The sequence below is a fragment of the Brevibacillus schisleri genome (assembly GCF_055685845.1).
Genome location: NZ_JBVNDM010000001.1, coordinates 132,339 through 152,500 on the forward strand (window position 1 = coordinate 132,339; position 20,162 = coordinate 152,500).

The 20,162-nt window shown below is 48.7% G+C and carries 19 protein-coding genes; 17 read left to right on the forward strand and 2 right to left on the reverse strand.

Features of this window, described 5'->3' with window-relative positions:
• Positions 1 to 112 precede the first annotated feature (112 nt).
• The 10 genes from spoIIE (at position 113) to nadA (ending at position 11,876) form a co-directional block, all read left to right on the forward strand.
• Positions 113 to 2,587 (forward strand): stage II sporulation protein E, encoded by a 2,475-nt coding sequence (spoIIE, locus tag ACUUHJ_RS00790; RefSeq protein WP_472298074.1) that lies wholly within the window; start codon positions 113 to 115, stop codon positions 2,585 to 2,587.
• Positions 2,588 to 2,708: 121 nt separating this feature from the next.
• A complete protein-coding gene (locus tag ACUUHJ_RS00795) occupies positions 2,709 to 3,470 on the forward strand; it encodes a vWA domain-containing protein (RefSeq protein WP_289675509.1) in 762 nt (253 codons plus the stop codon).
• Positions 3,427 to 4,395 carry a serine/threonine protein kinase gene (locus ACUUHJ_RS00800; protein ID WP_179212522.1) on the forward strand — a complete coding sequence of 323 codons (969 nt, stop codon included), beginning with the start codon at positions 3,427 to 3,429 and terminating at the stop codon, positions 4,393 to 4,395. Before ACUUHJ_RS00795 ends, ACUUHJ_RS00800 begins: the two co-directional genes overlap by 44 nt.
• Before the next feature lie 15 nt (positions 4,396 to 4,410).
• Positions 4,411 to 5,160: a threonine/serine exporter family protein gene (locus ACUUHJ_RS00805; RefSeq protein WP_289675510.1), complete on the forward strand. Its 750-nt coding sequence runs from the start codon at positions 4,411 to 4,413 to the stop codon at positions 5,158 to 5,160.
• A gap of 5 nt (positions 5,161 to 5,165) precedes the next feature.
• Positions 5,166 to 5,618 carry a threonine/serine exporter family protein gene (locus ACUUHJ_RS00810; RefSeq protein WP_012683890.1) on the forward strand — a complete coding sequence of 151 codons (453 nt, stop codon included), beginning with the start codon at positions 5,166 to 5,168 and terminating at the stop codon, positions 5,616 to 5,618.
• On the forward strand, positions 5,590 to 7,017 hold the full coding sequence (gene tilS, locus ACUUHJ_RS00815; protein WP_289675511.1) for a tRNA lysidine(34) synthetase TilS: 1,428 nt from the start codon (positions 5,590 to 5,592) through the stop codon (positions 7,015 to 7,017). The genes ACUUHJ_RS00810 and tilS overlap by 29 nt, the downstream gene beginning before the upstream one ends.
• A complete protein-coding gene (hpt, locus tag ACUUHJ_RS00820; protein ID WP_012683892.1) occupies positions 7,014 to 7,553 on the forward strand; it encodes a hypoxanthine phosphoribosyltransferase in 540 nt (179 codons plus the stop codon). The genes tilS and hpt overlap by 4 nt, the downstream gene beginning before the upstream one ends.
• A gap of 69 nt (positions 7,554 to 7,622) precedes the next feature.
• A complete protein-coding gene (gene ftsH, locus ACUUHJ_RS00825; RefSeq protein WP_173627493.1) occupies positions 7,623 to 9,581 on the forward strand; it encodes an ATP-dependent zinc metalloprotease FtsH in 1,959 nt (652 codons plus the stop codon).
• Between the two features lie 345 nt (positions 9,582 to 9,926).
• Entirely contained in the window at positions 9,927 to 10,796 is an 870-nt protein-coding gene (locus ACUUHJ_RS00830) for an HAD family hydrolase (RefSeq protein WP_472298075.1), read from the forward strand.
• Between the two features lie 135 nt (positions 10,797 to 10,931).
• A complete protein-coding gene (gene nadA, locus ACUUHJ_RS00835) occupies positions 10,932 to 11,876 on the forward strand; it encodes a quinolinate synthase NadA (protein WP_012683896.1) in 945 nt (314 codons plus the stop codon).
• Between the two features lie 338 nt (positions 11,877 to 12,214).
• On the opposite strand, the gene ACUUHJ_RS00840 is transcribed toward nadA, so the two are convergent.
• Entirely contained in the window at positions 12,215 to 12,706 is a 492-nt protein-coding gene (locus ACUUHJ_RS00840) for a PCYCGC domain-containing protein (protein ID WP_472298076.1), read from the reverse strand.
• 192 nt (positions 12,707 to 12,898) lie between these two features.
• On the opposite strand from ACUUHJ_RS00840, the gene ACUUHJ_RS00845 reads away from it, so the two are divergent.
• From ACUUHJ_RS00845 to ACUUHJ_RS00875, 7 genes are all read left to right on the forward strand, one after another.
• On the forward strand, positions 12,899 to 13,879 hold the full coding sequence (locus ACUUHJ_RS00845) for a metal ABC transporter substrate-binding protein (RefSeq protein WP_289675514.1): 981 nt from the start codon (positions 12,899 to 12,901) through the stop codon (positions 13,877 to 13,879).
• 132 nt (positions 13,880 to 14,011) lie between these two features.
• On the forward strand, positions 14,012 to 14,782 hold the full coding sequence (locus ACUUHJ_RS00850; protein ID WP_472298077.1) for a metal ABC transporter ATP-binding protein: 771 nt from the start codon (positions 14,012 to 14,014) through the stop codon (positions 14,780 to 14,782).
• Positions 14,783 to 14,817: 35 nt separating this feature from the next.
• A complete protein-coding gene (locus ACUUHJ_RS00855; RefSeq protein ID WP_472298078.1) occupies positions 14,818 to 15,657 on the forward strand; it encodes a metal ABC transporter permease in 840 nt (279 codons plus the stop codon).
• A 39-nt stretch (positions 15,658 to 15,696) separates the two neighbouring features.
• Positions 15,697 to 16,122, forward strand: a complete 426-nt coding sequence (locus ACUUHJ_RS00860; RefSeq protein ID WP_016740938.1) for a Fur family transcriptional regulator — start codon at positions 15,697 to 15,699, stop codon at positions 16,120 to 16,122.
• Positions 16,123 to 16,237: 115 nt separating this feature from the next.
• Positions 16,238 to 17,860, forward strand: a complete 1,623-nt coding sequence (nadB, locus tag ACUUHJ_RS00865; protein ID WP_472298079.1) for an L-aspartate oxidase — start codon at positions 16,238 to 16,240, stop codon at positions 17,858 to 17,860.
• The gene (gene nadC / locus ACUUHJ_RS00870; protein WP_472298080.1) at positions 17,847 to 18,695 is read left to right on the forward strand and encodes a carboxylating nicotinate-nucleotide diphosphorylase; all 849 of its coding nucleotides are present in this window, start codon (positions 17,847 to 17,849) and stop codon (positions 18,693 to 18,695) included. The genes nadB and nadC overlap by 14 nt, the downstream gene beginning before the upstream one ends.
• A 12-nt stretch (positions 18,696 to 18,707) precedes the next feature.
• The gene (locus ACUUHJ_RS00875; protein WP_472298081.1) at positions 18,708 to 19,475 is read left to right on the forward strand and encodes a type III pantothenate kinase; all 768 of its coding nucleotides are present in this window, start codon (positions 18,708 to 18,710) and stop codon (positions 19,473 to 19,475) included.
• On the opposite strand, the gene ACUUHJ_RS00880 is transcribed toward ACUUHJ_RS00875, so the two are convergent.
• Positions 19,470 to 19,901 (reverse strand): GNAT family N-acetyltransferase, encoded by a 432-nt coding sequence (locus ACUUHJ_RS00880; protein WP_289675522.1) that lies wholly within the window; start codon positions 19,899 to 19,901, stop codon positions 19,470 to 19,472. The genes ACUUHJ_RS00875 and ACUUHJ_RS00880 overlap by 6 nt on opposite strands.
• Between the last annotated feature and the right edge of the window lie 261 nt (positions 19,902 to 20,162).

The window sequence follows — 20,162 nt, forward strand, 5'->3', positions numbered from 1 at the left end:
TTACTGAATTTGTCGCACGATTCTGTGAATGTTCATTGGATTTTTGACAAATTTTACAATGCCCCCTCCGTATAATGGAGAAACACATTGACCAAGAACGGGGTGGAGCGAAATGATTGCGAACAAAAACGTAACACAAGCCGGACATGCTTGGACGCGGCAAGTGTCCGATCGAATGGGTACCACTGCCCAGACGTGGGGAGAAAAAGTAGCAGATTTAATAGAGAAGTGGAATGTTCTCCCCATCCTTATGGGCTTCTTATTAGGACGAGCTCTGATCGTGGAGGAGCTCACTCCCTTTGCTATACCGTATTTCATTGTCATGTTTTATATTCGAAGAGATTGTTTGCTTGTCACGGGGATGGCTCTTATTATCGGTGCTTTTACCCAGTCGGTGCCAGTTGGACTGGAAACCTCCTTGAGCGTGATACTTGCTTTCTTTGCCTGCAAACTGATGAATAAAATGCGTAAGAAAGATTTTTCACGGACGCCTTTGCTGGTTGTTGGGACGATTTTCATCAGCCGTCTGTTGTATGCGGTTCTGACCAATCAGGTAACGACTTACGAGCTCGTGATGGTAGCGGTAGAAGCGATCCTTGGCTTTGTGCTGACGCTCATATTCATTCAGTCCTTATCGATCATTCATTTGGCGAAGCCTTATGAGCCTCTCAAAAATGAAGAGATCGTCTCGTTAGTCATTTTACTGGCTTCCTTGATGACGGGTACTGTGGATTGGATGGTCGAAGGCATTTCGATGGAGCATGTACTTTCACGCTATTTGCTGCTCATCTTTGCTTTTGTCGGTGGTGGCACGATCGGTGCGGCTGTTGGCGTGGTCACAGGTCTCATCCTCAGTCTGGCTAATGTGAGTGCTCTTTTACAAATCAATCTGCTTGCTTTTTCCGGTCTTTTGGCAGGCCTGCTGAAGGAAGGCGGCAAAGTGGGCGTATCCGCAGGCTTATTAATCGGTACGGCTATTCTCGCGATTTACGGTGGAGCAGAAGAGACACTCTACTTCTCCTTGATCGAAACCTCCCTGGCCATTGTGCTCTTCATTCTGACCCCTGCTGCTCTTTGGAAAAAAGTAGCCAGATTTATCCCCGGGACTCCCGAGAATCTACAATCCCATCAAGAATATATGCGCCGAGTTCGCGATGTGACGGCGGGCAAAATCCAGCAATTCTCCGACTTGTTTACGCAACTCTCTCATAGCTTTGCCCAGACAGCCGATCCTGAAGAAATAGAAGAACAAGCAGATGCCTTTCTCAGCCGTGTATCTGAATTCACCTGCCAAAAATGCTGGAAAAAAGAACAATGCTGGGAAAAAGATACACAATCGACCTATGAGGGCATGCGCTTTTTAAGGGAAAAAGTGTACGAGCACGGTACATTGGCTGGGGTTACTCCGCCCCGTGATTGGGAGCGCAAGTGTGTCAAAACAGAAAAGGTCATGACTGTGATGGAGCAGGAATACGATCGCCAGCAATCATTTGACCAACTGAAAAAACAGATAAAGGAAAGCCGAATGCTCGTAGCTGACCAGCTATCTGGAGTCTCTCGGGTCATGAGTGATTTTGCCCGGGAAATACAGCGAGAGGGAATGGAGCTGAGCTTTCAGGAAAAGCAGGTCTCACAAGCATTGGAGGGCTTGGGTCTGTCGGTACGCCGCGTCGAAATACACAGCTTGGAAGAAGGGAAGGTCGATATCGAAATCAGTCAGCCGACTTGCTATGGCCGTGATGAATGCGCGAAGATCGTGGCTCCCATGCTCACGGAGATATTGGGAGAAAACATTGTGGTTCGCGAGCGGCATTGTGAAGCGCAAAAAGACGGTTCATGCACGATGTGCCTTGCTTCCGCCAAAACGTATGAGATCGATATCGGGATTGCAGGTGCAGCCAAAGACGGCAAGCTACTATCTGGTGACAGCTTCCGCACGATGGATTTGGGGAATGGAAAAATGGCGCTGGCGATCAGCGATGGAATGGGAAATGGCGAGCGGGCATCCATAGAGAGTCAATCCGCTCTCGATATGCTCCAACAGCTTCTGCGTTCTGGCATGGACGAAAAAATTTCGATCAAAACCGTTAATTCCGTGCTCGCTCTGCGCTCCAAGGAGGAAATGTTCGCGACGGTGGACTTGGCTCTGATCGATTTGCAAACCGCTCATACCCGTTTTGTAAAAATCGGCTCCACCCCAAGCTTTGTCAAAAGAAATAAAGATGTCATCACGATTACGGCCAACAACCTGCCAGTTGGGATTTTGGAAGAAATCGAGGTGGATGTCGTATCTCGTATGCTCAAACCAGGTGATTTGCTCGTCATGATGTCCGACGGCATCTATGAAGCGCCGCGCCATATTGAAAACAGGCAAGCGTGGATGAAGCGAATCATCAGCGAACTGGAGACGAATGATCCACAGGAGGTCGCTGATTTACTATTGGAAAAAGTCATTCGCCAGCATTCCGGACAAATTGTTGATGATATGACCGTGTTGGTGGCGCGAATTGACCGCTTTGTACCACAGTGGGCTGCCATCGCGGTACATGGCATGGAGAAGCTCGAGCGTCCACGGATTGTGAGTTAAGAGTATGTTTTCTCTATTACCCGTCGATACTGTTGCTAAAAATATCCTGCGAAGTGAAGTGGATGAACGTTCGCTACACCGAGCTGGGACTGACAAAGACAGATCGAATGGGGAGATTATTGTGAAAGAAGCGACACTTCGTCAAATACTGGTAGTGACAGACGGCTGCTCCAACTCAGGGATGAGTCCCGTTGCTGCGGCGGCATTGGCAAGGGAGCAAGGAATTACGGTTAATGTGATTGGCGTAATCGACAAGAGTGAGCTGGGTGAGAAAGGGGAGAAGGAAATCAGGGATATTGCGGAAGCAGGAGGTGGACTCTGCGACATCGTGTACCCCCAACAGCTTGCGCAAACGGTACAAATGCTAACGCGAAAAGCAATGACGCGCACCATTCATCAAGTGGTCAATAAAGAATTAAAAGAGATTTTGGGCGATTCAGGAATAGAGGAGCTGGCACCTGATAAAAGAGTGCAGGTTGCCGGAATGGTTGACGAGTTGGGTGAAAAAAGCAGCTTGAATGTCGTGATGCTGGTCGATACCTCAGGAAGTATGAAGCCAAAGCTGTCGGCTGTTCAGCAAGCCATTCACGATTTCAGTATCAGTCTGCATTCACGGAGTGGCCATAGCAGAATGGCGGTCGGTTCATTTCCGGGGAAACAAAAGCATCTCGATATCCGCATTCCGTGGACAGAGAAGGTCGAGCAGGCCCATCAAATTACGAGTGATTTGGCAATGAGCGGAATTACTCCTACAGGCCCCGCCATCGTAGAGGCAATTGCCCTGTTTGAGCAGGACAAGCTCCCACGCTCGCTGCAAGATCGTTACATCGGCCAAGACGATGAGGACGACTCGAACGGAATGCTGCGTGACCATGTCTTTTAAGGCAGCCACCCCCGACCTGCCCAAGCACTTTACAGGCAAATGGAACAAAAAATCGTACCACGTCTTACGGGAGTTGGGGCGTGGTGCAAATGGGACCGTGTACTTGGTATCCCAAGGTGGCGTACAGCGCGCGGTTAAGGTCGGTGTGGAAGGCATAGATATTTTAATGGAAGTGAATGTGTTGAAAAGCACACAGCAGGGGCGGGATTCCAGAGTGGGACCGCTCCTGTGCGACGTGGATGATCTCGTTGTAAACGGGAAGGCCTGTACGTTTTATGCGATGGAGTATCTTCAAGGCTTGCAACTGGATGAATATATCAAGCAAGAGGGTACGGACTGGGTGGCTGTGATGATGGTTCAATTGCTGGCGCGGCTGGATGTTTTGCATCAGCATGGCTATATTTTTGGCGATTTGAAACCGCAGAATGTGATGGTTACCCAAACGGACAAGCAGGTACGCTTGATTGATTTCGGTGGAGTGACCAAGCTGGGCAATGCGGTTCGGCAGTTTACAGAAGAGTATGATCGAGCTTTTTGGCACGCAGGTGATAGACGGGCTGAAGTAAGTTATGACCTGTTCTCGACAGCCGTGATGATGGTGCGTCTGACAGTTGGACCGGAAACGTGGAAAAACAGCCATGGTGACCCACGTCACACGATATTACTCTGTGATATAATACGAAAAAGTGACAGCCTGTACCCTTACCGGGAGCCTCTATTGAAGGCTTTTCACGGTAAGTTTGCGACCGCGAAAGAAATGCGAGCGGAGCTGTTAGCAGTCTTGCGAGATAGCATGGGCGCCAAACCGCAAAAGTCGCAAAAGAAAGCGCGGGCGAAAGGGAATGTAGGCGCGGGCATTAGCGGTCTTTTTGTCGCCTCGTTACTCCTATTGGCTGGTACTTTGTATTACGCATGGTTTATGTGAAGGATGTGACGGTTCGTGTCCTCAGATTTGGTGATGGATACTTGCTTGTTGGCAGGCTCGATTATTTTGAAAAGCGGTGGAGAGACTTACCGGACGGAAGAGACAATGGCATTGATTGCGAAGGCTGCGGGGATGGATGACGTAAACAGCTCGGCTACGCCCACCAGTATCATCCTGTCCTTTCGTTGCAGTGGATTCGATCATACAAGAATGGTTCGTACCCCAAAACGTACGACCAACCTCAATAAAATAACGCTCGTGAATGATGTTTCCCGACAGTTTGTCGGTGGGAAAATTAATTTGGAGCAAGCCTATCGGACGCTGCGTGAGATCGATCAGAAAAAGCAGATCTATCCGAAATGGTTGCAGCATCTAGCAGCCGCTACGGCCAGCGGTTCCTTTGCTATGCTTGCAGGGGGAGATTGGGGCAGTCTGGTTCCCTCTGCGATAGCCGGGTTGATTGTGAACCTGAGCCAGGAATATTTAGAACAGTTTGTCCGGATGAAGTTTTTTACGGAGTTCTCTGCCGCTTTACTAGGAGGACTTTTCGCGTTGTTGACCGTGACAGTCTTTCCGCAGTTGCATTTAAGCATCATTATTATTGGTGCGATGCTTCCGTTGTTTCCGGGGATCGCCATCACTAACTCACTTCGAGATTTGATGGCTGGTGATTTGGTTGCAGGTGTTTCACGCGGGGTAGAAGCGATGCTGACAGCTGTCTCCGTAGCGGTAGCCACAGCCATTATTCTTTCGTTTACGAGGTGAGTACGATGTTGTTAAAAGGATTGGCGCTTAGCTTCGCCTCCTCAGTAGCGTGGTGTGTGCTGTTCAATGTGCCGGTTCGAACAATCGTAGCGGCTGGTTTAGCCGGAGTGGTCGGGTTTCTCGTTTACTCCATTCTTCCGATCTACGGTGCAGAGGTATTGCTGTCGACGTTTGTTTCAGCTGCTGTTGTCTCTTTGCTCAGTCAGCTCTTATCTATTATACTGCGAGTTCCTTCTACGAATTTTAGCGTCGCGGGCATTATTCCACTGGTGCCAGGATCGTTGGCTTACAAAGCCATGCTTGCTTTTGTAAACAACGATTATGTCGGAGGGATTACTCAGGCGACCAAGACATTGATGGTGGCCGGCGCGATTGCTTCTGGACTTATATTTGGAATTTCGGTTCTGACGATTTGGAAAGGAGCCCGCTATGCTGGCAAGCGTGCGCAACGAGATTGAGTCCGAGGGGCTTTTGCTTCCAGGTGAGAGCGTTGTTGTCGGAATATCCGGCGGCAACGATTCTACCGCACTGTTGCATATATTGGCTTCTCTCAATAAACAATACCAGTATCAATGGAAGCTGCATGCTGTCCATCTGAATCACGGCTTTCGTGGGGAAGAGGCAAGGCAGGATGCACTCTATGCAGAAGAGCTGTGTCGTGAACTCGGCGTGGTTTTCCACCTATTTGAGTATGACGTCCCCGCTTATATGGAAAAGACGGGATTGGGCGGGCAAGAAGCGAGTCGCGACATTCGCTATCGGCTGTATCGAGAGGTAGGTCTGGCGCAAGGAGCGACCAAGCTGGCATTGGCCCACCATGCTGACGATCAGGTGGAAACGATTCTCTTTCGTTTTGTGCGAGGCAGCAGATTGCATGGACTGACAGGGATGCCGAAGCGAAGAATGCTTGCGGATTGCCCGATTGAGCTCGTGCGTCCGCTCTTGCATAAAACGCGTCAAGAACTGGAAGGCTACTGTCGGGAACATCAACTCGTCCCTCGTGAGGATAGTAGCAACCAATCGCGCAAGTATATGCGCAATCTGCTACGTCTGGATGTCATGCCTTTATTAGAAAAAGTGAATGACAAGTATCGAGAGCATATCTTGGAAACTGCAGAGGCAATTCGGCAGGACGAAGCGCTTTTAATGCGGCTGGCGAATGAGCAGTTGGAAAAGGTAATGATTGAGAAAAAACCTGAAGCATTTTTGATGGACAATGACAAGTTTCAAACTTGTGACGTTGCTTTACAAAGGAGAATGATTACTCTAATATTAAGTTATCTCTCAAAACATACCGAATGGTCTTCGCAACATGTGGAGACCGTTTTGCACATGCTAGGGGGAAGTCGCCCTTCTGCGGAATTGCATTTGCCCAATGACCTGGTAGTCGACCGGGTGTACGAGCGAATCACTTTTCGTCGTAGAAAGCGACAGGATCGCATACATACGTATAGTTACGAACTCGCCGTTCCCGGTGTAACCTGGATCGACGAGAGCAAGGCCACGGTACATATTACTTACCTGGAAGGTCCCATGGATTGGGAGCGACTCTCGGCGAATGAAGCGGTCTTTGATGCCGATCAGTTGCCAGGATCGCTGTATTTGCGTAACCGAAAACCTGGAGACCGCATCACCCTGTTTGGCTCAGCAAATGGAAAGAAGCTAAAGGATTTATTGATTGATGCCAAATTTCCACGAGCATGGCGTGACAAGCTTCCGCTTTTGACGGCGGGCGATGAGGTGATTTTAGTACCAGGTGTGCGCCGTTCCGCCGTAGCGCCTATCAATGGACAGACCAGGCGTTTTCTACACGTGCGGGTAGAGTTTGGAGAAGATTGGCGGGAGGTTTTTTCATGAATCAAGACATCGAGAAGATTTTGCTATCAGAAGAGGATATTGCGGGTAAAGTTCGAGAATTGGGTGAGACACTGGCTGCAGAATACAAGGATAAAAATCCATTGGTCATCTGCGTGCTGAAAGGCGCAGTCATTTTTATGGCTGATCTGATCCGTCATATGAGCATTCCCTGCGAAATGGACTTTATGGCAGTTTCCAGCTACGGAAGTGGAACAGAGTCCTCTGGCATGGTGAAAATCTTGAAGGATCTCGATACATCTGTGGAAAACAGACACGTACTGGTTGTAGAAGACATCATGGACAGTGGACTGACGCTGAGTCGCTTGGTAGAGCTGTTGCGCCATCGGGAGGCTGCTTCTGTAAAAGTGGTGACTCTCCTGAACAAACCAGAGCGTCGCAAGGTGGATATTTCACCGGATTACAAGGGTTACGATGTTCCAGACGAATTCGTTGTGGGATATGGCTTGGACTATGCCGAGCACTACCGTAATCTGCCTTATATCGGTGTATTGAAGCCTGAGGTCTACACGAAGTAGGTTTGTTGTGGAGACCGTACTTTCTATGATAAAATGTGAAAAGTGTCTGTTCGTGAGAGGAGGTAAGGAATGAATCGCTTTTTTCGTAATACCGGGTTCTACCTACTGATTTTTCTTGTCACGGTCGGGATCGTGAATTTCATCCTCTCCGGTACTGATAAGGTTGGGAAACTTACATATCAGGAATTCCGGGTACAGCTAAAAGCTGACAACGTCACCGATTTGTCTATTCGACCTGAAAATGGTACTTACAGAGTAGAGGGTACGCTGGCTAAAGCTATTCCGGGACAGGAAAGCAACAAATTCTTCACCAATGTTTTTTTGTATGACTCAGATATTATTAAGCTAGTCGAAGAGAAAATTGATGCACAAAAGATGAAGAATGTAGTTGTTAATCCTGCCGAGGGTAACAGCATTTGGCTCACGTTCTTGACCTCTATCATTCCTTTTGTCATCATCTTCATCCTGTTTTTCTTTCTTCTGAATAATGCCCAAGGTGGCGGAAGCCGAGTAATGAACTTCGGTAAAAGCCGCGCGAAGCTTTACAACGAAGAAAAGAAACGCGTTACTTTTGACGACGTAGCAGGAGCGGACGAAGAAAAGGCTGAGCTGGAGGAAGTCGTTGATTTCCTGAAAGACAACCGCAAGTTCAATGCGGTAGGCGCTCGTATTCCAAAAGGGGTACTGCTTGTAGGTCCTCCGGGTACAGGTAAAACCTTGCTCGCGCGTGCTGTTGCAGGCGAAGCTGGTGTGCCATTCTTCAGCATCTCCGGTTCTGACTTCGTGGAAATGTTCGTTGGGGTGGGTGCATCCCGCGTACGTGACCTGTTTGAAAATGCTAAGAAAAATGCTCCTTGCATTATCTTTATTGACGAGATTGACGCCGTGGGTCGTCAACGCGGAGCTGGACTCGGCGGCGGCCACGACGAACGCGAGCAAACTCTCAACCAGTTGCTCGTAGAGATGGACGGTTTTGGTGGAAACGAAGGGATCATCATGATCGCTGCGACCAACCGACCTGACATTCTCGACCCAGCTCTCTTGCGTCCGGGACGTTTTGACCGTCAAATTACAGTTGATCGTCCTGATATCAAAGGCCGTGAAGCGGTACTGAAGGTTCATGCCCGCAACAAGCCGATTGGCGAAGACGTGAAGCTGGAAGTGATTGCTCGTGGTACATCGGGCTTCACAGGTGCAGACTTGGAGAACTTGCTGAATGAAGCGGCTCTCTTGACTGCCCGCAGAAACAAAAAGCAAATCACGATGACGGAAGTAGACGAAGCGATTGACCGCGTGATTGCAGGTCCAGCGAAGAAGTCTCGCGTAGTGAGCGAAGACGAGCGCCGTCTGGTTGCCTTCCACGAAGCTGGTCATACGATCATCGGCTACCACTTGAGAAATGCAGAAATGGTACATAAGGTAACAATCATTCCGCGCGGCCAGGCTGGCGGATACACCGTGATGCTGCCGAAGGAAGACCGTTTCTTTGCTACCAAAACAGATCTGCTCGACAAAATCGTCGGCCTGTTGGGTGGACGTGTTGCGGAAGAATTGGTGCTCGGGGATATTAGTACCGGGGCGCATAATGACTTCCAACGCGCGACTGCTATCGCTCGCAGCATGATTACCGAATACGGAATGAGCAAGCTCGGACCGATGCAATTCGGTAAGAGTCAAGGTCAGGTATTCCTGGGCCGTGACTATGGCAATGAGCGTAACTACTCCGATAAGATTGCCTACGAGATCGATCAAGAAATGCAAAATATTATCAACGAGTGCTACGCAAAGTGTACAGAATTGCTGACGAAGCACCGTGATCAGCTCGATCTGATTGCGAACACGCTGCTCCGTGTTGAAACTCTCGATGCTGAGCAGATCAAGCAATTGATCGAAACAGGTAAAATGGATAACGATCCAGATGCAAATAAAGATGTGGTCGTGAACATTCAACCGAAGCTGGAAGAAGTAAAAGAAGAAGTAAAAGAAGAACCAAAGCAAGAAGATACAAACGAAGAACCGAAACAATAAGGGGCGCCTCAGGTGCCCTTTTTTGCAATATCGGAAAGTATTAGGTTACGTTTTCAAAAGGTATCGATGAACCACCAATAAAGCTGGTGAGAAGAAAAAGCGCAGGGCTCGTAGACCTTGACAACGCCTACCTAGTCGGAACTTAAAAAAGGGGACCACGCTTGTCGAACACTTCTTCTTTGAGAAACTTCCGCCCGTAGGGTGGCTTTGGCTCGACGGTCCCCTTTTTTAAGTGGAGACGGCCAGTGAATCACCATGCTGGCGTGTCAGAGTCGAAGAGAACTGTGCTTTTTCTTCTCCTCCACTATAGTGACTCAACTCCAAAGCGAATGAGAGGGATTGGATATGTTGCTTACACCAGGCATGGCTGCATTTGACATGGATGGAACCTTACTGACTCACGATTCAAAGCTGACAGAAGGAACGAAAGAAGCACTTCGTCAATTACAACAACAAGGCTGCAAACTCGTTTTGTCTACGGGTAGGATGTATGGCTCCGCTCAAATTCCGATCGATTCCTTTCCTTTTGACGGCTATGTCTGTAGCAATGGCGGTGCTATTTTCGAAGGAGATGGCACGCTAGTCCGTCGATCGCTCCTTCCTACTGAGATGATAATCGGTGCGATCCATGCACTGAGGCAAGAAACGATTTATTATGAGCTTCATGATACCAACAGCAATCGCTGGATGGTCAAAGAAGACCGTGAACGTTTGGAAGCGACCATGAGTGAGGATGCGTCTGTGGAAGGATTCTCGATCTTGAATTTTCCTTACTATAGGCTCGCTCGCATAGAGCCATTGGCAGAGATGCTGGAAAAAGTAGAGTCCGGGGAAGTAGAGATCGTCAAGTTCTTCATCTGGCATCATGACCCGGATCGTCTGGAGTGGGTGAAAGAGCAGCTACAGCCTTGGAGGGAGCAAGTGACCATCACTTCATCTGGAAAGCAGAATGTCGAAGTGATTCCTCAAGGGGTATCCAAATGGGAAGGGCTTCAATACTTCTGTGAAAAATGGGGAATCTCCCCAGAGAAAGTAATGGCATTTGGCGATGCAGAAAACGACCGTGAAGCATTAACGGGCGCAGGATATTCCGTCGCGATGGAAAACGCTTCTGACGAAATCAAGCAGGTAGCCAAATATATCGCCCCACACCATAATGAGGAAGGCGTTGCCCGCTTTATTCGGGAGCGTGTTCTTGGAGAAAAAGGCGAGTAAGGGAATGAAAAGCAGAAGCTGCGTCTGTACGGGCCGGTTTCTGCTTTTTCGCTCAAAATGTACCACGTTGACAAGGGGAGGTTATACGCTTACAATGACCGTAAATTATGACACCACCGTAGGGGGATTTTTTCCATGGACGCTTTAGCGTTAGAAAAAAAAGCCCAGCGCAACGCTGAGTTACGTGAACGACTGCTGCAACTGAAGAAAGAGCGTAATGCCATCATTCTTGCTCACTTTTACCAACGTCCCGAGATTCAGGAGGTCGCTGACTTCATTGGCGATTCCTTTGGATTGGCGCAGAAAGCGAAAGAAACGGATGCCGATGTGATTTTGTTCTGTGGGGTTCATTTTATGGGAGAAAGTGCAAAAATTCTCAATCCCCAGAAGACCGTTATTATCCCTGATGAACGGGCTGGCTGTCCGATGGCGGACATGGTGAACGTAGACGGACTGCGCAAGCTCAAAGCACAGCATCCAAATGCAAAAGTAGTGGCTTACATCAATACTTCTGCGGATGTTAAAGCAGAGACTTACATCTGCTGTACGTCGTCCAACGCGAAGCGCGTGATCGAGTCGATCGACAGCGATGAGATCATTTGGGTGCCGGACAAAAACCTTGGCCACTATGTATCCCAATTCACGGACAAGAAAATGATTATTTGGGAAGGGTACTGCAATACGCATGACCAACTGTCTGTAGAAGACATCATGACGTTGAAGCAGCAGCACCCAGAGGCTGTGGTTGTCGTTCATCCGGAGTGCCGCCCAGAAGTGGTATCCCTGGCTGACTACGTTGGTTCCACGACCGGAATTTTGAAATACTGCCGTGAGTCTTCGCACAAGGAGTTTATTATTGGAACGGAAGACGGCACACGCTACATGCTGGAAAAGGACAGTCCGGACAAAACGTTCATTTTCGCTTCCAAGTACCTCGTTTGCCCGAATATGAAGGTGAACAATCTGAAGAAGTGCGTCGAGGCGCTGGAGAATATGAAGCCGGAGATTTTTGTGCCAGAGGATGTTGCTGATGCGGCACGTGCTTCCTTGGAGCGCATGCTTGCGGTAGCGCCTGCTTAACGGGCAGTCTGATTAAATGCAAAAAGGGAGTAGAGCGCAGGGGCTTTACTCCCTTTTTCTATTAGGAGGCTTTGGTTAAGGGCTGGATGTCTTTTCGTCGGTAAATGTTCAGGACGAGTACAATCATACCGGATATGGCATGGAGCAAACGAAGCAACAGCATAACGCCAAGAATGAAAAAGGCGATCCCTACAATTGGTCCCAAAATATAGTCAGACTCAAGGGCGGGCAATGCATCTAGAGAGGCACCAAAGCCTTGGCCCCATAAGGTAATCTATGTTATTCCATAAAAGGGAAAAAAGAAAGACCTCCTCGTCGGGAAGTCTTGTTATCTGTGTTTAGGAAGGCATCGGGGTAGGAGTTGGTTTTCCGTAGCCTTGCCCGTAGGTTTGGTCTATGTAGGTACGAATTTCTTTTGTAGATTTGCCTTCTGCTTTCAGCTTGCCGGAAATAACGGCGATTTCCATGCATACACCGCAGCGAGTACCGTGGTCATCCCAGACAATGGAGCCATCAGACTTTTCTTCTTTGATGAAGCAGTTGCCATTATGCCCGTGTCCAGCACTTTCACCACAACCACAATAGCATGGAATGGATTTGAGCAGCTCACGATTTGCGGCAGCAACTTTGTAGGAATCAATAATGACAGGGTCTTGGTTGTCTAAAAATTTTGGTAGCTGATCAGCGGAAGCAGTCAATTCCTGCAAATCTCCATTGAGGGGGTGCTGCGTGTGATCGCTATGATTCTGTTCAGCTTGATCAGTAGAGCCACAGCCAGTAAGCAGAGCTGCGGTGATAAAAGTAATGGCTAACCATGATTTACGTTTCATCTTGGACATACCTCCTGCCAGTTATTTTATCATAATGAGATGGAGAAATTGTGAAGCTGGGAGAGAAGATGTGTACGTATGATGTTTAAATCGTAATAAATCCTATTTACTTTTTGGGCTCCTCTCCGTATAATGAAAAACGACAAGAACGTAAATCGGAATCATTTTGAATTGGAGCGGGAGGAAATATAGATGAAAAGAGCGATGTTAGCAGCCCTCAGTTTCATTACGGCAGTGGGGTTGGTTGGATGTGGAGCAGCAAGCGAAACGGCTGGGGCTCCGCAAGCTGGCAATGAAGCGTCAGGGAAGCCAAAAGTATACACGACGATTTATCCATTGGAATATGTAGCGAAGCGAATCGGCGGTGACCATGTGGAGGTAACGAATCTGGTTCCCGCTGGCGTAGAGCCTCACGACTACGAGCCAACCGCGAAAGACATGGTCGCCCTTTCTGGAGCAGATATCTTCGCTTATAATGGCAGTGGTTTGGAGCTGTGGGTAGAGAAGGCTGTAACTAACCTCGACAAAAACAAGACAACGATTGTTAATGCGACGGAAGGTCTCGAGCTGATTCATGCAGCTGAGCATGAGCATGAAGGAGAGAGCCACAAAGAAGAAGGTCACGCAGAAGAAGCAGGGCACGACCACGGGGATCTGGACCCTCATGTATGGCTCGACCCGATGCAACTGAAGGCACAGGCGGAGAAGGTCAAAAATACGCTCGTGCAAAAGGATCAAGCGCACGCTGCTGATTACGAAAAGAACTTCACACAATTAGCAACAGACCTGGAACAGCTGGATAAAGATTTTAAAGATATGGTTACGCAAGCACCGAAGAAAGAATTCATGGTTTCTCATAGCGCATTCAGCTATCTGGCAAAACGATACGGGCTGGAGCAAGTAGCGATCTCTGGGGTCAATCCTTCTGATGAGCCATCCACAACAGAATTGAAGAGCTTGGTGGAGCATGTAAAGGAACACAACATTTCTTATGTGCTGTTCGAGACATTGGTTTCTCCGAAGGTAGCGGAAGTGATTGCGAAGGAAGCAGGCGTGAAGACGGCTACGCTTAATCCGTTGGAAGGTTTGACGGAAGACGATGTAAAGGCGGGTCGTGATTACTTGTCTATCATGCGCGACAATATGAATACATTAAAAATTGCACTCCAATAGGCTTACCCTCGAAAAGATGTCGCTTGCCAGGCGGCATTTTTTCGTTAGTAGGATGCTTGTGGTTCGGGCAAAATCGTAGTACGATGAAGGAAATCAAATAAGAACAAATCCGATTTAAGGGATGGATATTTCATGGAACCACATAAACAAGAGGTGCCAGTCATTAAGCTCACAGGCGTCTCCTTTCAATATGATGACAAACAGGTTCTCGATGAGGTTGAATTCACACTGGAACGCGGAGACTTTGTGGGCATCGTCGGGCCGAACGGATCAGGAAAATCTACGCTGATGAAACTGATTTTGGGTCTGTTGACGCCAAACAAAGGGACAGTGGAGCTCTTCGGGCAACCGCTATCCAAGTTTCGTGAATGGAATCGCATTGGATACGTCGCTCAACAGGTCGCGCATGGAGCTGGTGGGTTTCCGGCGACAGTCCGAGAAGTCGTGTCTTCTGGATTGGTTGGCAAAGTGGGCCTTTTTCGCAGACTGACGAAACAGCATCATGAGAATGTTCGTGCTGCGGTGGAGCGTGTCGGCTTGTTGGAAAAGCTGGATCAACGAATCGGCAACTTGTCCGGTGGGCAATTGCAGCGCGTATTCATAGCGCGAGCTCTCGTGGCTGAACCGGAGCTGTTGATCCTCGATGAGCCAACAGTCGGGGTCGATCAGGAATCGATCGATCAATTTTACAGCTTGCTTCGTTCGCTGAAGGAAGAGAACGGATTGACGATGATGATCGTCAGCCACGATGTCGGAGTCATGTCACAATGGGTGACCAAGGTGGCTTGTGTGCAGAAGAAAATTCACTTCCACGGAACAGCGCACGATTTTGAGCACAACCAAGACAAAATCTTGCAAAGTATGTACGGTGATTCGGTCAGACTGCTGTCTCATCATCATTAAGCTTTGTAAATAGGTAAGAAAGAAGGAATATACACATGCTTGCTGATTGGTGGCAGTATGACTTTTTGCGGTATACCCTGTTTTCAGGGATTTTAATTGGTCTGATTTGCCCTATTTTGGGCACGTTTCTCATTGTTCGTCGCTTGTCGATGATGGCAGATGGCTTGTCACACGTCACACTGTCTGGTGTAGCTGCCGGGATGCTCATTTCCAAAAAGGTCGCCTTTTTCTCCCTCGTCAATCCGCTGTTTTTCGGGATGTTGTTTGCGGTGATCGGTTCGTTGTTCATTGAGCGGTTGCGTAAGGTGTACAAAGCGTATCAGGATTTGGCGATTCCTATTATTTTATCTGCGGGGCTTGGGCTGTTTACGGTATTGATCAGTATCGCAGACGGTTTTAATGCAGATTTGTATTCGTACTTGTTCGGAAAAATCGTGACGGTATCCATCGAAGACCTGTATGCGCTGATTGGTGTGGCAGTTGTCGTTTTAGGGACAGTCGTGTTGATTTACAAGGAGCTTTTAGCGGTCTCTTTTGACGAGGAATTCGCTCGCGTCTCCGGCGTGGCAAGGCGTTCGATCAACCTGTTGTTTATGGTGCTCGTCGCTCTGACGATTGCGGCTTCCATGCGTATAGTCGGTGTCCTGTTAATCTCGGCGCTGATTACGCTTCCGGTGGCGGCTAGTCTGCAAATCGCAAAAAGCTTTCGTCAAACGATTTTCTTGTCGATTTTGTTCGCGGAGTTTTCCGTGCTGAGCGGTTTGTATTTTGCCTATCTCTTTGATTGGGCATCTGGTGGTACAATTGTACTGATGGCAGTACTGGTTATGCTGGTTGTATTGGGTGTAAAAAAGCTGCGGGTCGCTTTCCGATAAGAGTTTTCCGGATATGACAAAAGGAAGGAGTGTTTGTCGATGAAAGTAGAAGAAGCGCTGCAAATATTGAAAGAACATGGTTTCAAGTATACCGGCAAGCGGGAGGAGATGATTCGAATCTGCGCGGCCGAGAAGCGATACCTGTCTGCCAAGGATATTATGGAACGAATCAAGGAGCAGTATCCAACACTCAGCTTCGATACTGTCTATCGCAACATTTCCACTTTTGTTGAGCTGGGGATTCTGGAGGAGACGGAGCTTGATGGGGAAGGCAGATTCCGTTTAGCTTGTTCGACAGATGGACACCATCATCACCATGTGATTTGCACGGAATGTGGAAAGACTTCTTCTTTGCCAGGATGTCCGATGAATATCATTTCCGCGGTACCGGAAGAGTTTCAGGTGACGGGGCACAAGTTCGAGGTATATGGCACGTGTAAAGAATGTGTAACGCATTCGAATTAATCGGATAGAGGGGAGTGCTCGCTTTTGCGGGTGCTCTTTTTTTGCATCTCCTTCAAGCGTGTATTTGCTATAATGGGTGGAAAATCATCAGTTACAAGAGAGAAGGGACACAGTCATGATTCCCCGTTATATTGTGGACTTTGATTTGCACACCTTACCTCGGATGAGGGCAGATGTAGCTGTTATTGGCGCAGGGATTGCTGGGTTGTATACGGCGTTGCAAACGAGTGAGTATGCGGATGTGGTGTTGATCAGCAAGAAGGGACTCGATGATAGTAACACACGCTGGGCTCAGGGAGGAATCGCTGCTGTAACAGCCCAATCAGATTCTCCTGCCCTTCATCGACAAGATACGTTAATCGCTGGAGCAGGTCTTTGCTCGTATAACGCTGTGGAAGTCCTGGTGCATGAGGGTCCTGATCGCTTGCATGAACTGATTGCATATGGAACGGAATTTGACCGCGATGAACAAGGGGAGTATGAGCTGACACAGGAAGGCGCGCATAGCAAACGACGAATTTTGCATGCGAACGGAGATGCCACTGGGGCAGAGATCGTCCGCGCTTTGTCCAAGCGTGTGAAGGAGCAGCCAAACATTCAGGTTCTGGAATATCATTTTGCTGTGGATGTCATTACGCAGGATGGCGAATGCGTGGGTGTCCTCGTGCGGAAGCCGGATGGCGAACTGTTTTTCCTGGAAGCCAAAGCAACGGTACTGGCTACAGGAGGTGCTGGTCAGCTTTACCGTTACACAACGAATCCGCAAATCGCTACAGCAGATGGGATTGGCATCGCGTATCGGGCGGGCGCCCGCATAAAAGATGTGGAATTTATCCAGTTTCATCCGACTGCGCTTTACTATCCGGGAGCCCCGCGCTTTTTGATTTCGGAAGCCGTTCGTGGGGAGGGTGCCATTTTGCGTAACAGCAACGGTGATCGCTTCATGGACAAGTACCATCCGCAAAAAGAGCTGGCGCCGCGTGATATTGTCGCCAGAGCCATTGTCTCTGAGATGGAACAGACGAAGTCTACGTTCGTGTATCTCGACATTACCCACGAATCGGAGGAGCTGATTAAGCGGCGTTTTCCGACGATTTATCATTTTTGCTTACAATATGGGCTCAATATGGTGACAGATTGGATTCCAGTAGCTCCTGCCTGCCATTATATTATGGGTGGGGTTCAGACTGACTTGAACGGGGAGACATCGACGAGCCGGCTTTTTGCATGTGGGGAAGCTTCCTGCACAGGGGTACATGGAGCGAATCGACTGGCCAGCAACTCGTTATCGGAAGCGGTTGTATTCGGTCACCGGATCGCGGAGCGGATCAAGCAGCTGGATGATTTGCCAAGCATTCATCCCTTCGAGGTTGTTTCCAAGCAAAAACTGCCCCAAACGTTCAATACACGTGAACAACGATTGAAAATGCAAAAGCTCATGCTGCGGCATGTTAGTGTGAAGCGGGACGATAAGGGATTAACGAAAGCACTAGCAGAGCTTGCGCGAATGGAGCAATACTACCAGTACGAGCCTGAGAGTCTAGAAACGTTTGAATTCTTCAATCTGCTGAATGCTGCCATCCTCACAACGAGAGCGGCACTTTTGCGGGAAGAAAGCAGAGGTGGGCATTATCGTACTGATTTTCCGAATAAAGACGACTTGGTGTGGCGCAAGCATTTGATCCAGTCCGTAGAAGATGGTGTCCAAGAGGAGTGTGAGAAGCATGATGTGGAATAAACGGGAGCTTCAGCGAAAAATAGAGGAATGGCTACAGGAAGACGTGGGGTTTGGTGATGTGACGACAATGAGCACGATTCCTGAATCGGAACAGGGTGTCGGCATTTTATATGCGAAGGAAGCGGGAATCGTGGCAGGCTTGCCGATTGCGGAGCAAGTATTTGCCACGGTTGATTCTACCCTCGTTTTTAAGGCAAAAGTAGAAGAAGGAGCACGAGTGGAGGTTGGTCAGCAGATCGCCGAAGTCAGCGGCTCAGTTCGTTCAATTTTGAGTGGAGAGCGACTTGCCCTTAATTTAATGCAACGTTTGTCTGGGATTGCCACGAAAACAAGTGAATACGCAACGGCCGTCGCAGGGACGAAGGCACGAGTTGTCGATACGAGAAAGACTACGCCAGGCCTTAGGGCTTTGGAAAAGTACGCAGTTCGAGTCGGGGGAGGCTACAATCACCGTTTTGCCTTGTATGATGCCGTGATGATCAAGGACAATCATATCAAAGGAGCGGGCGGTATCGCACAGGCTGTTGCAGCGGCACGCGCGGTTATTCCTCATACGATGACAGTAGAGGTAGAGGCCGAATCATTCGAACAGGTTCAGGAAGCATTGGAAGCAGGTGCCGATACGATCATGCTCGACAATATGTCCCTCGATCAAATGGTGGAAGCCGTGCAGTTTATCAATGGACGGGCCGTTGTCGAGGCATCTGGCGGTGTGAGTCTGGAGACGATTGGTGATATTGCTAAAACAGGCGTAGATATCATTTCGGTAGGGGCGCTGACTCATTCTGTCAAAGCCTTTGATATCAGCCTCGATTTGAATACGCGCAAGCGGTAAGGAGCGACCACGATGTTATTGGTGATCGATATAGGCAACTCCAATATTGTGTTGGGCTTGTATGAAGGCGACGAGCTCCAACACCATTGGAGAGTGTCCACGGATCGTAACAAAACGGAAGATGAGTACGGCATGCTCGTCAAAAGCTTGTTTGGTAGCGTAGGGCTTGGCTTTGAGCAGGTGAGAGGCGTCATTATCTCGTCTGTCGTGCCACCTTTAAACCTCACGATTGAACGTATGTGCGGGAAGTACATGCAACAAAAAGCACTGATTATCGGACCGGGTATCAAGACGGGACTGAACATCAAGTATGAGTATCCGCGAGAGGTAGGTTCCGATCGAATCGTGAACGCTGCTGCGGCGATTCATCATTATGGCGCACCACTTATTGTTGTCGATTTCGGTACGGCGACGACTTTTTGTTATGTGGATGAGCGGGCGCAGTATTGGGGAGGGGCGATTGCTCCTGGTATTGGGATATCGACTGAGGCACTCTTTACCCGTGCTGCCAAGCTGCCGCGAATCGAAATCGCCAAGCCTGCAAGTGTAGTCGGGCGCAATACGATAGCGGCGATGCAGGCCGGCATTTTCTATGGGTTCGTCGGACAGGTCGAAGGCATTGTACGCAGAATTATGGATGAATACGGTACGCAACCTACCGTAGTTGCTACGGGAGGGCTGGCCTCTCTTTTTGCGAATGAGACCTCTTGTATCCATGTCGTGGATCAGAATCTTACGTTAAAAGGACTTCGTTTGATTTATGAGCGGAATCAATCATAGTGGCTGGCGCACGTATTTGCAGAAAAACATCTCAGGATCATCTGGATCTAGGTGAGTCAGGGTTCCGCAGTGAACGTATCCGAGCTTTAGGCAGAGGCGTTGCATTCTTTCGTTGGAAAGGTTAGTAGAAGTGAACAATTTCTCCGTAGGGGAGATCGTTTCCAGATAGCGCATCATCTCCTCGCCAACGCCTCGGTTCTGATAGTGAGGGTGAACAATGAGTAGATGAATAAAGCTGTTCTTAAAAAACGATTGATTGATGATGGCAAAACCGACGATATTCATGTCGATTAACGCCAAGTAGCAATGCCCTTCTTCGATGGCTTCTTGAAGTTCAGATGAACGACTGGTTGAACCGAGAACGATTGCATCAATTGTACAGACAGCAGGAATGTCTTGAGGAGTAGCTAGACGAGTTGAGGTCATCCATTTCAAATCCTTTCTACTTGTAAATGGTTGCCTGTGTTGTATGGAGTGATAAAAGGGTGTTAAACTACTGGTAGAGATATTGATGATCCGACATATAAATAAAGGAGCCAATACCGTTGCAGCGGCAAGGCTCCTGAGACAAGTAGCTGTGGCACACCCACGGCGCGCATGATTACTAAAACAGCGAACCCACCGTCAGGCGGTCAACCTTAGGCGGTGGGTTTTCGCTTGTTACGCCACTTTCTTATCCAGCGGTAG

What these genes read in the sequence shown, in the direction of transcription:
- spoIIE (WP_472298074.1), top strand. Translation starts at nt 113, where the DNA reads ATGATTGCGAACAAAAACGTAACACAAGCCGGACATGCTTGGACGCGG.
- ACUUHJ_RS00800 (WP_179212522.1), top strand. Translation starts at nt 3,427, where the DNA reads ATGAGGACGACTCGAACGGAATGCTGCGTGACCATGTCTTTTAAGGCA.
- ACUUHJ_RS00810 (WP_012683890.1), top strand. Translation starts at nt 5,166, where the DNA reads ATGTTGTTAAAAGGATTGGCGCTTAGCTTCGCCTCCTCAGTAGCGTGG.
- tilS (WP_289675511.1), top strand. Translation starts at nt 5,590, where the DNA reads ATGCTGGCAAGCGTGCGCAACGAGATTGAGTCCGAGGGGCTTTTGCTT.
- hpt (WP_012683892.1), top strand. Translation starts at nt 7,014, where the DNA reads ATGAATCAAGACATCGAGAAGATTTTGCTATCAGAAGAGGATATTGCG.
- ftsH (WP_173627493.1), top strand. Translation starts at nt 7,623, where the DNA reads ATGAATCGCTTTTTTCGTAATACCGGGTTCTACCTACTGATTTTTCTT.
- ACUUHJ_RS00830 (WP_472298075.1), top strand. Translation starts at nt 9,927, where the DNA reads ATGTTGCTTACACCAGGCATGGCTGCATTTGACATGGATGGAACCTTA.
- nadA (WP_012683896.1), top strand. Translation starts at nt 10,932, where the DNA reads ATGGACGCTTTAGCGTTAGAAAAAAAAGCCCAGCGCAACGCTGAGTTA.
- ACUUHJ_RS00840 (WP_472298076.1), bottom strand. Translation starts at nt 12,706, where the DNA reads ATGAAACGTAAATCATGGTTAGCCATTACTTTTATCACCGCAGCTCTG.
- ACUUHJ_RS00845 (WP_289675514.1), top strand. Translation starts at nt 12,899, where the DNA reads ATGAAAAGAGCGATGTTAGCAGCCCTCAGTTTCATTACGGCAGTGGGG.
- ACUUHJ_RS00850 (WP_472298077.1), top strand. Translation starts at nt 14,012, where the DNA reads ATGGAACCACATAAACAAGAGGTGCCAGTCATTAAGCTCACAGGCGTC.
- ACUUHJ_RS00855 (WP_472298078.1), top strand. Translation starts at nt 14,818, where the DNA reads ATGCTTGCTGATTGGTGGCAGTATGACTTTTTGCGGTATACCCTGTTT.
- ACUUHJ_RS00860 (WP_016740938.1), top strand. Translation starts at nt 15,697, where the DNA reads ATGAAAGTAGAAGAAGCGCTGCAAATATTGAAAGAACATGGTTTCAAG.
- nadB (WP_472298079.1), top strand. Translation starts at nt 16,238, where the DNA reads ATGATTCCCCGTTATATTGTGGACTTTGATTTGCACACCTTACCTCGG.
- nadC (WP_472298080.1), top strand. Translation starts at nt 17,847, where the DNA reads ATGATGTGGAATAAACGGGAGCTTCAGCGAAAAATAGAGGAATGGCTA.
- ACUUHJ_RS00875 (WP_472298081.1), top strand. Translation starts at nt 18,708, where the DNA reads ATGTTATTGGTGATCGATATAGGCAACTCCAATATTGTGTTGGGCTTG.
- ACUUHJ_RS00880 (WP_289675522.1), bottom strand. Translation starts at nt 19,901, where the DNA reads ATGACCTCAACTCGTCTAGCTACTCCTCAAGACATTCCTGCTGTCTGT.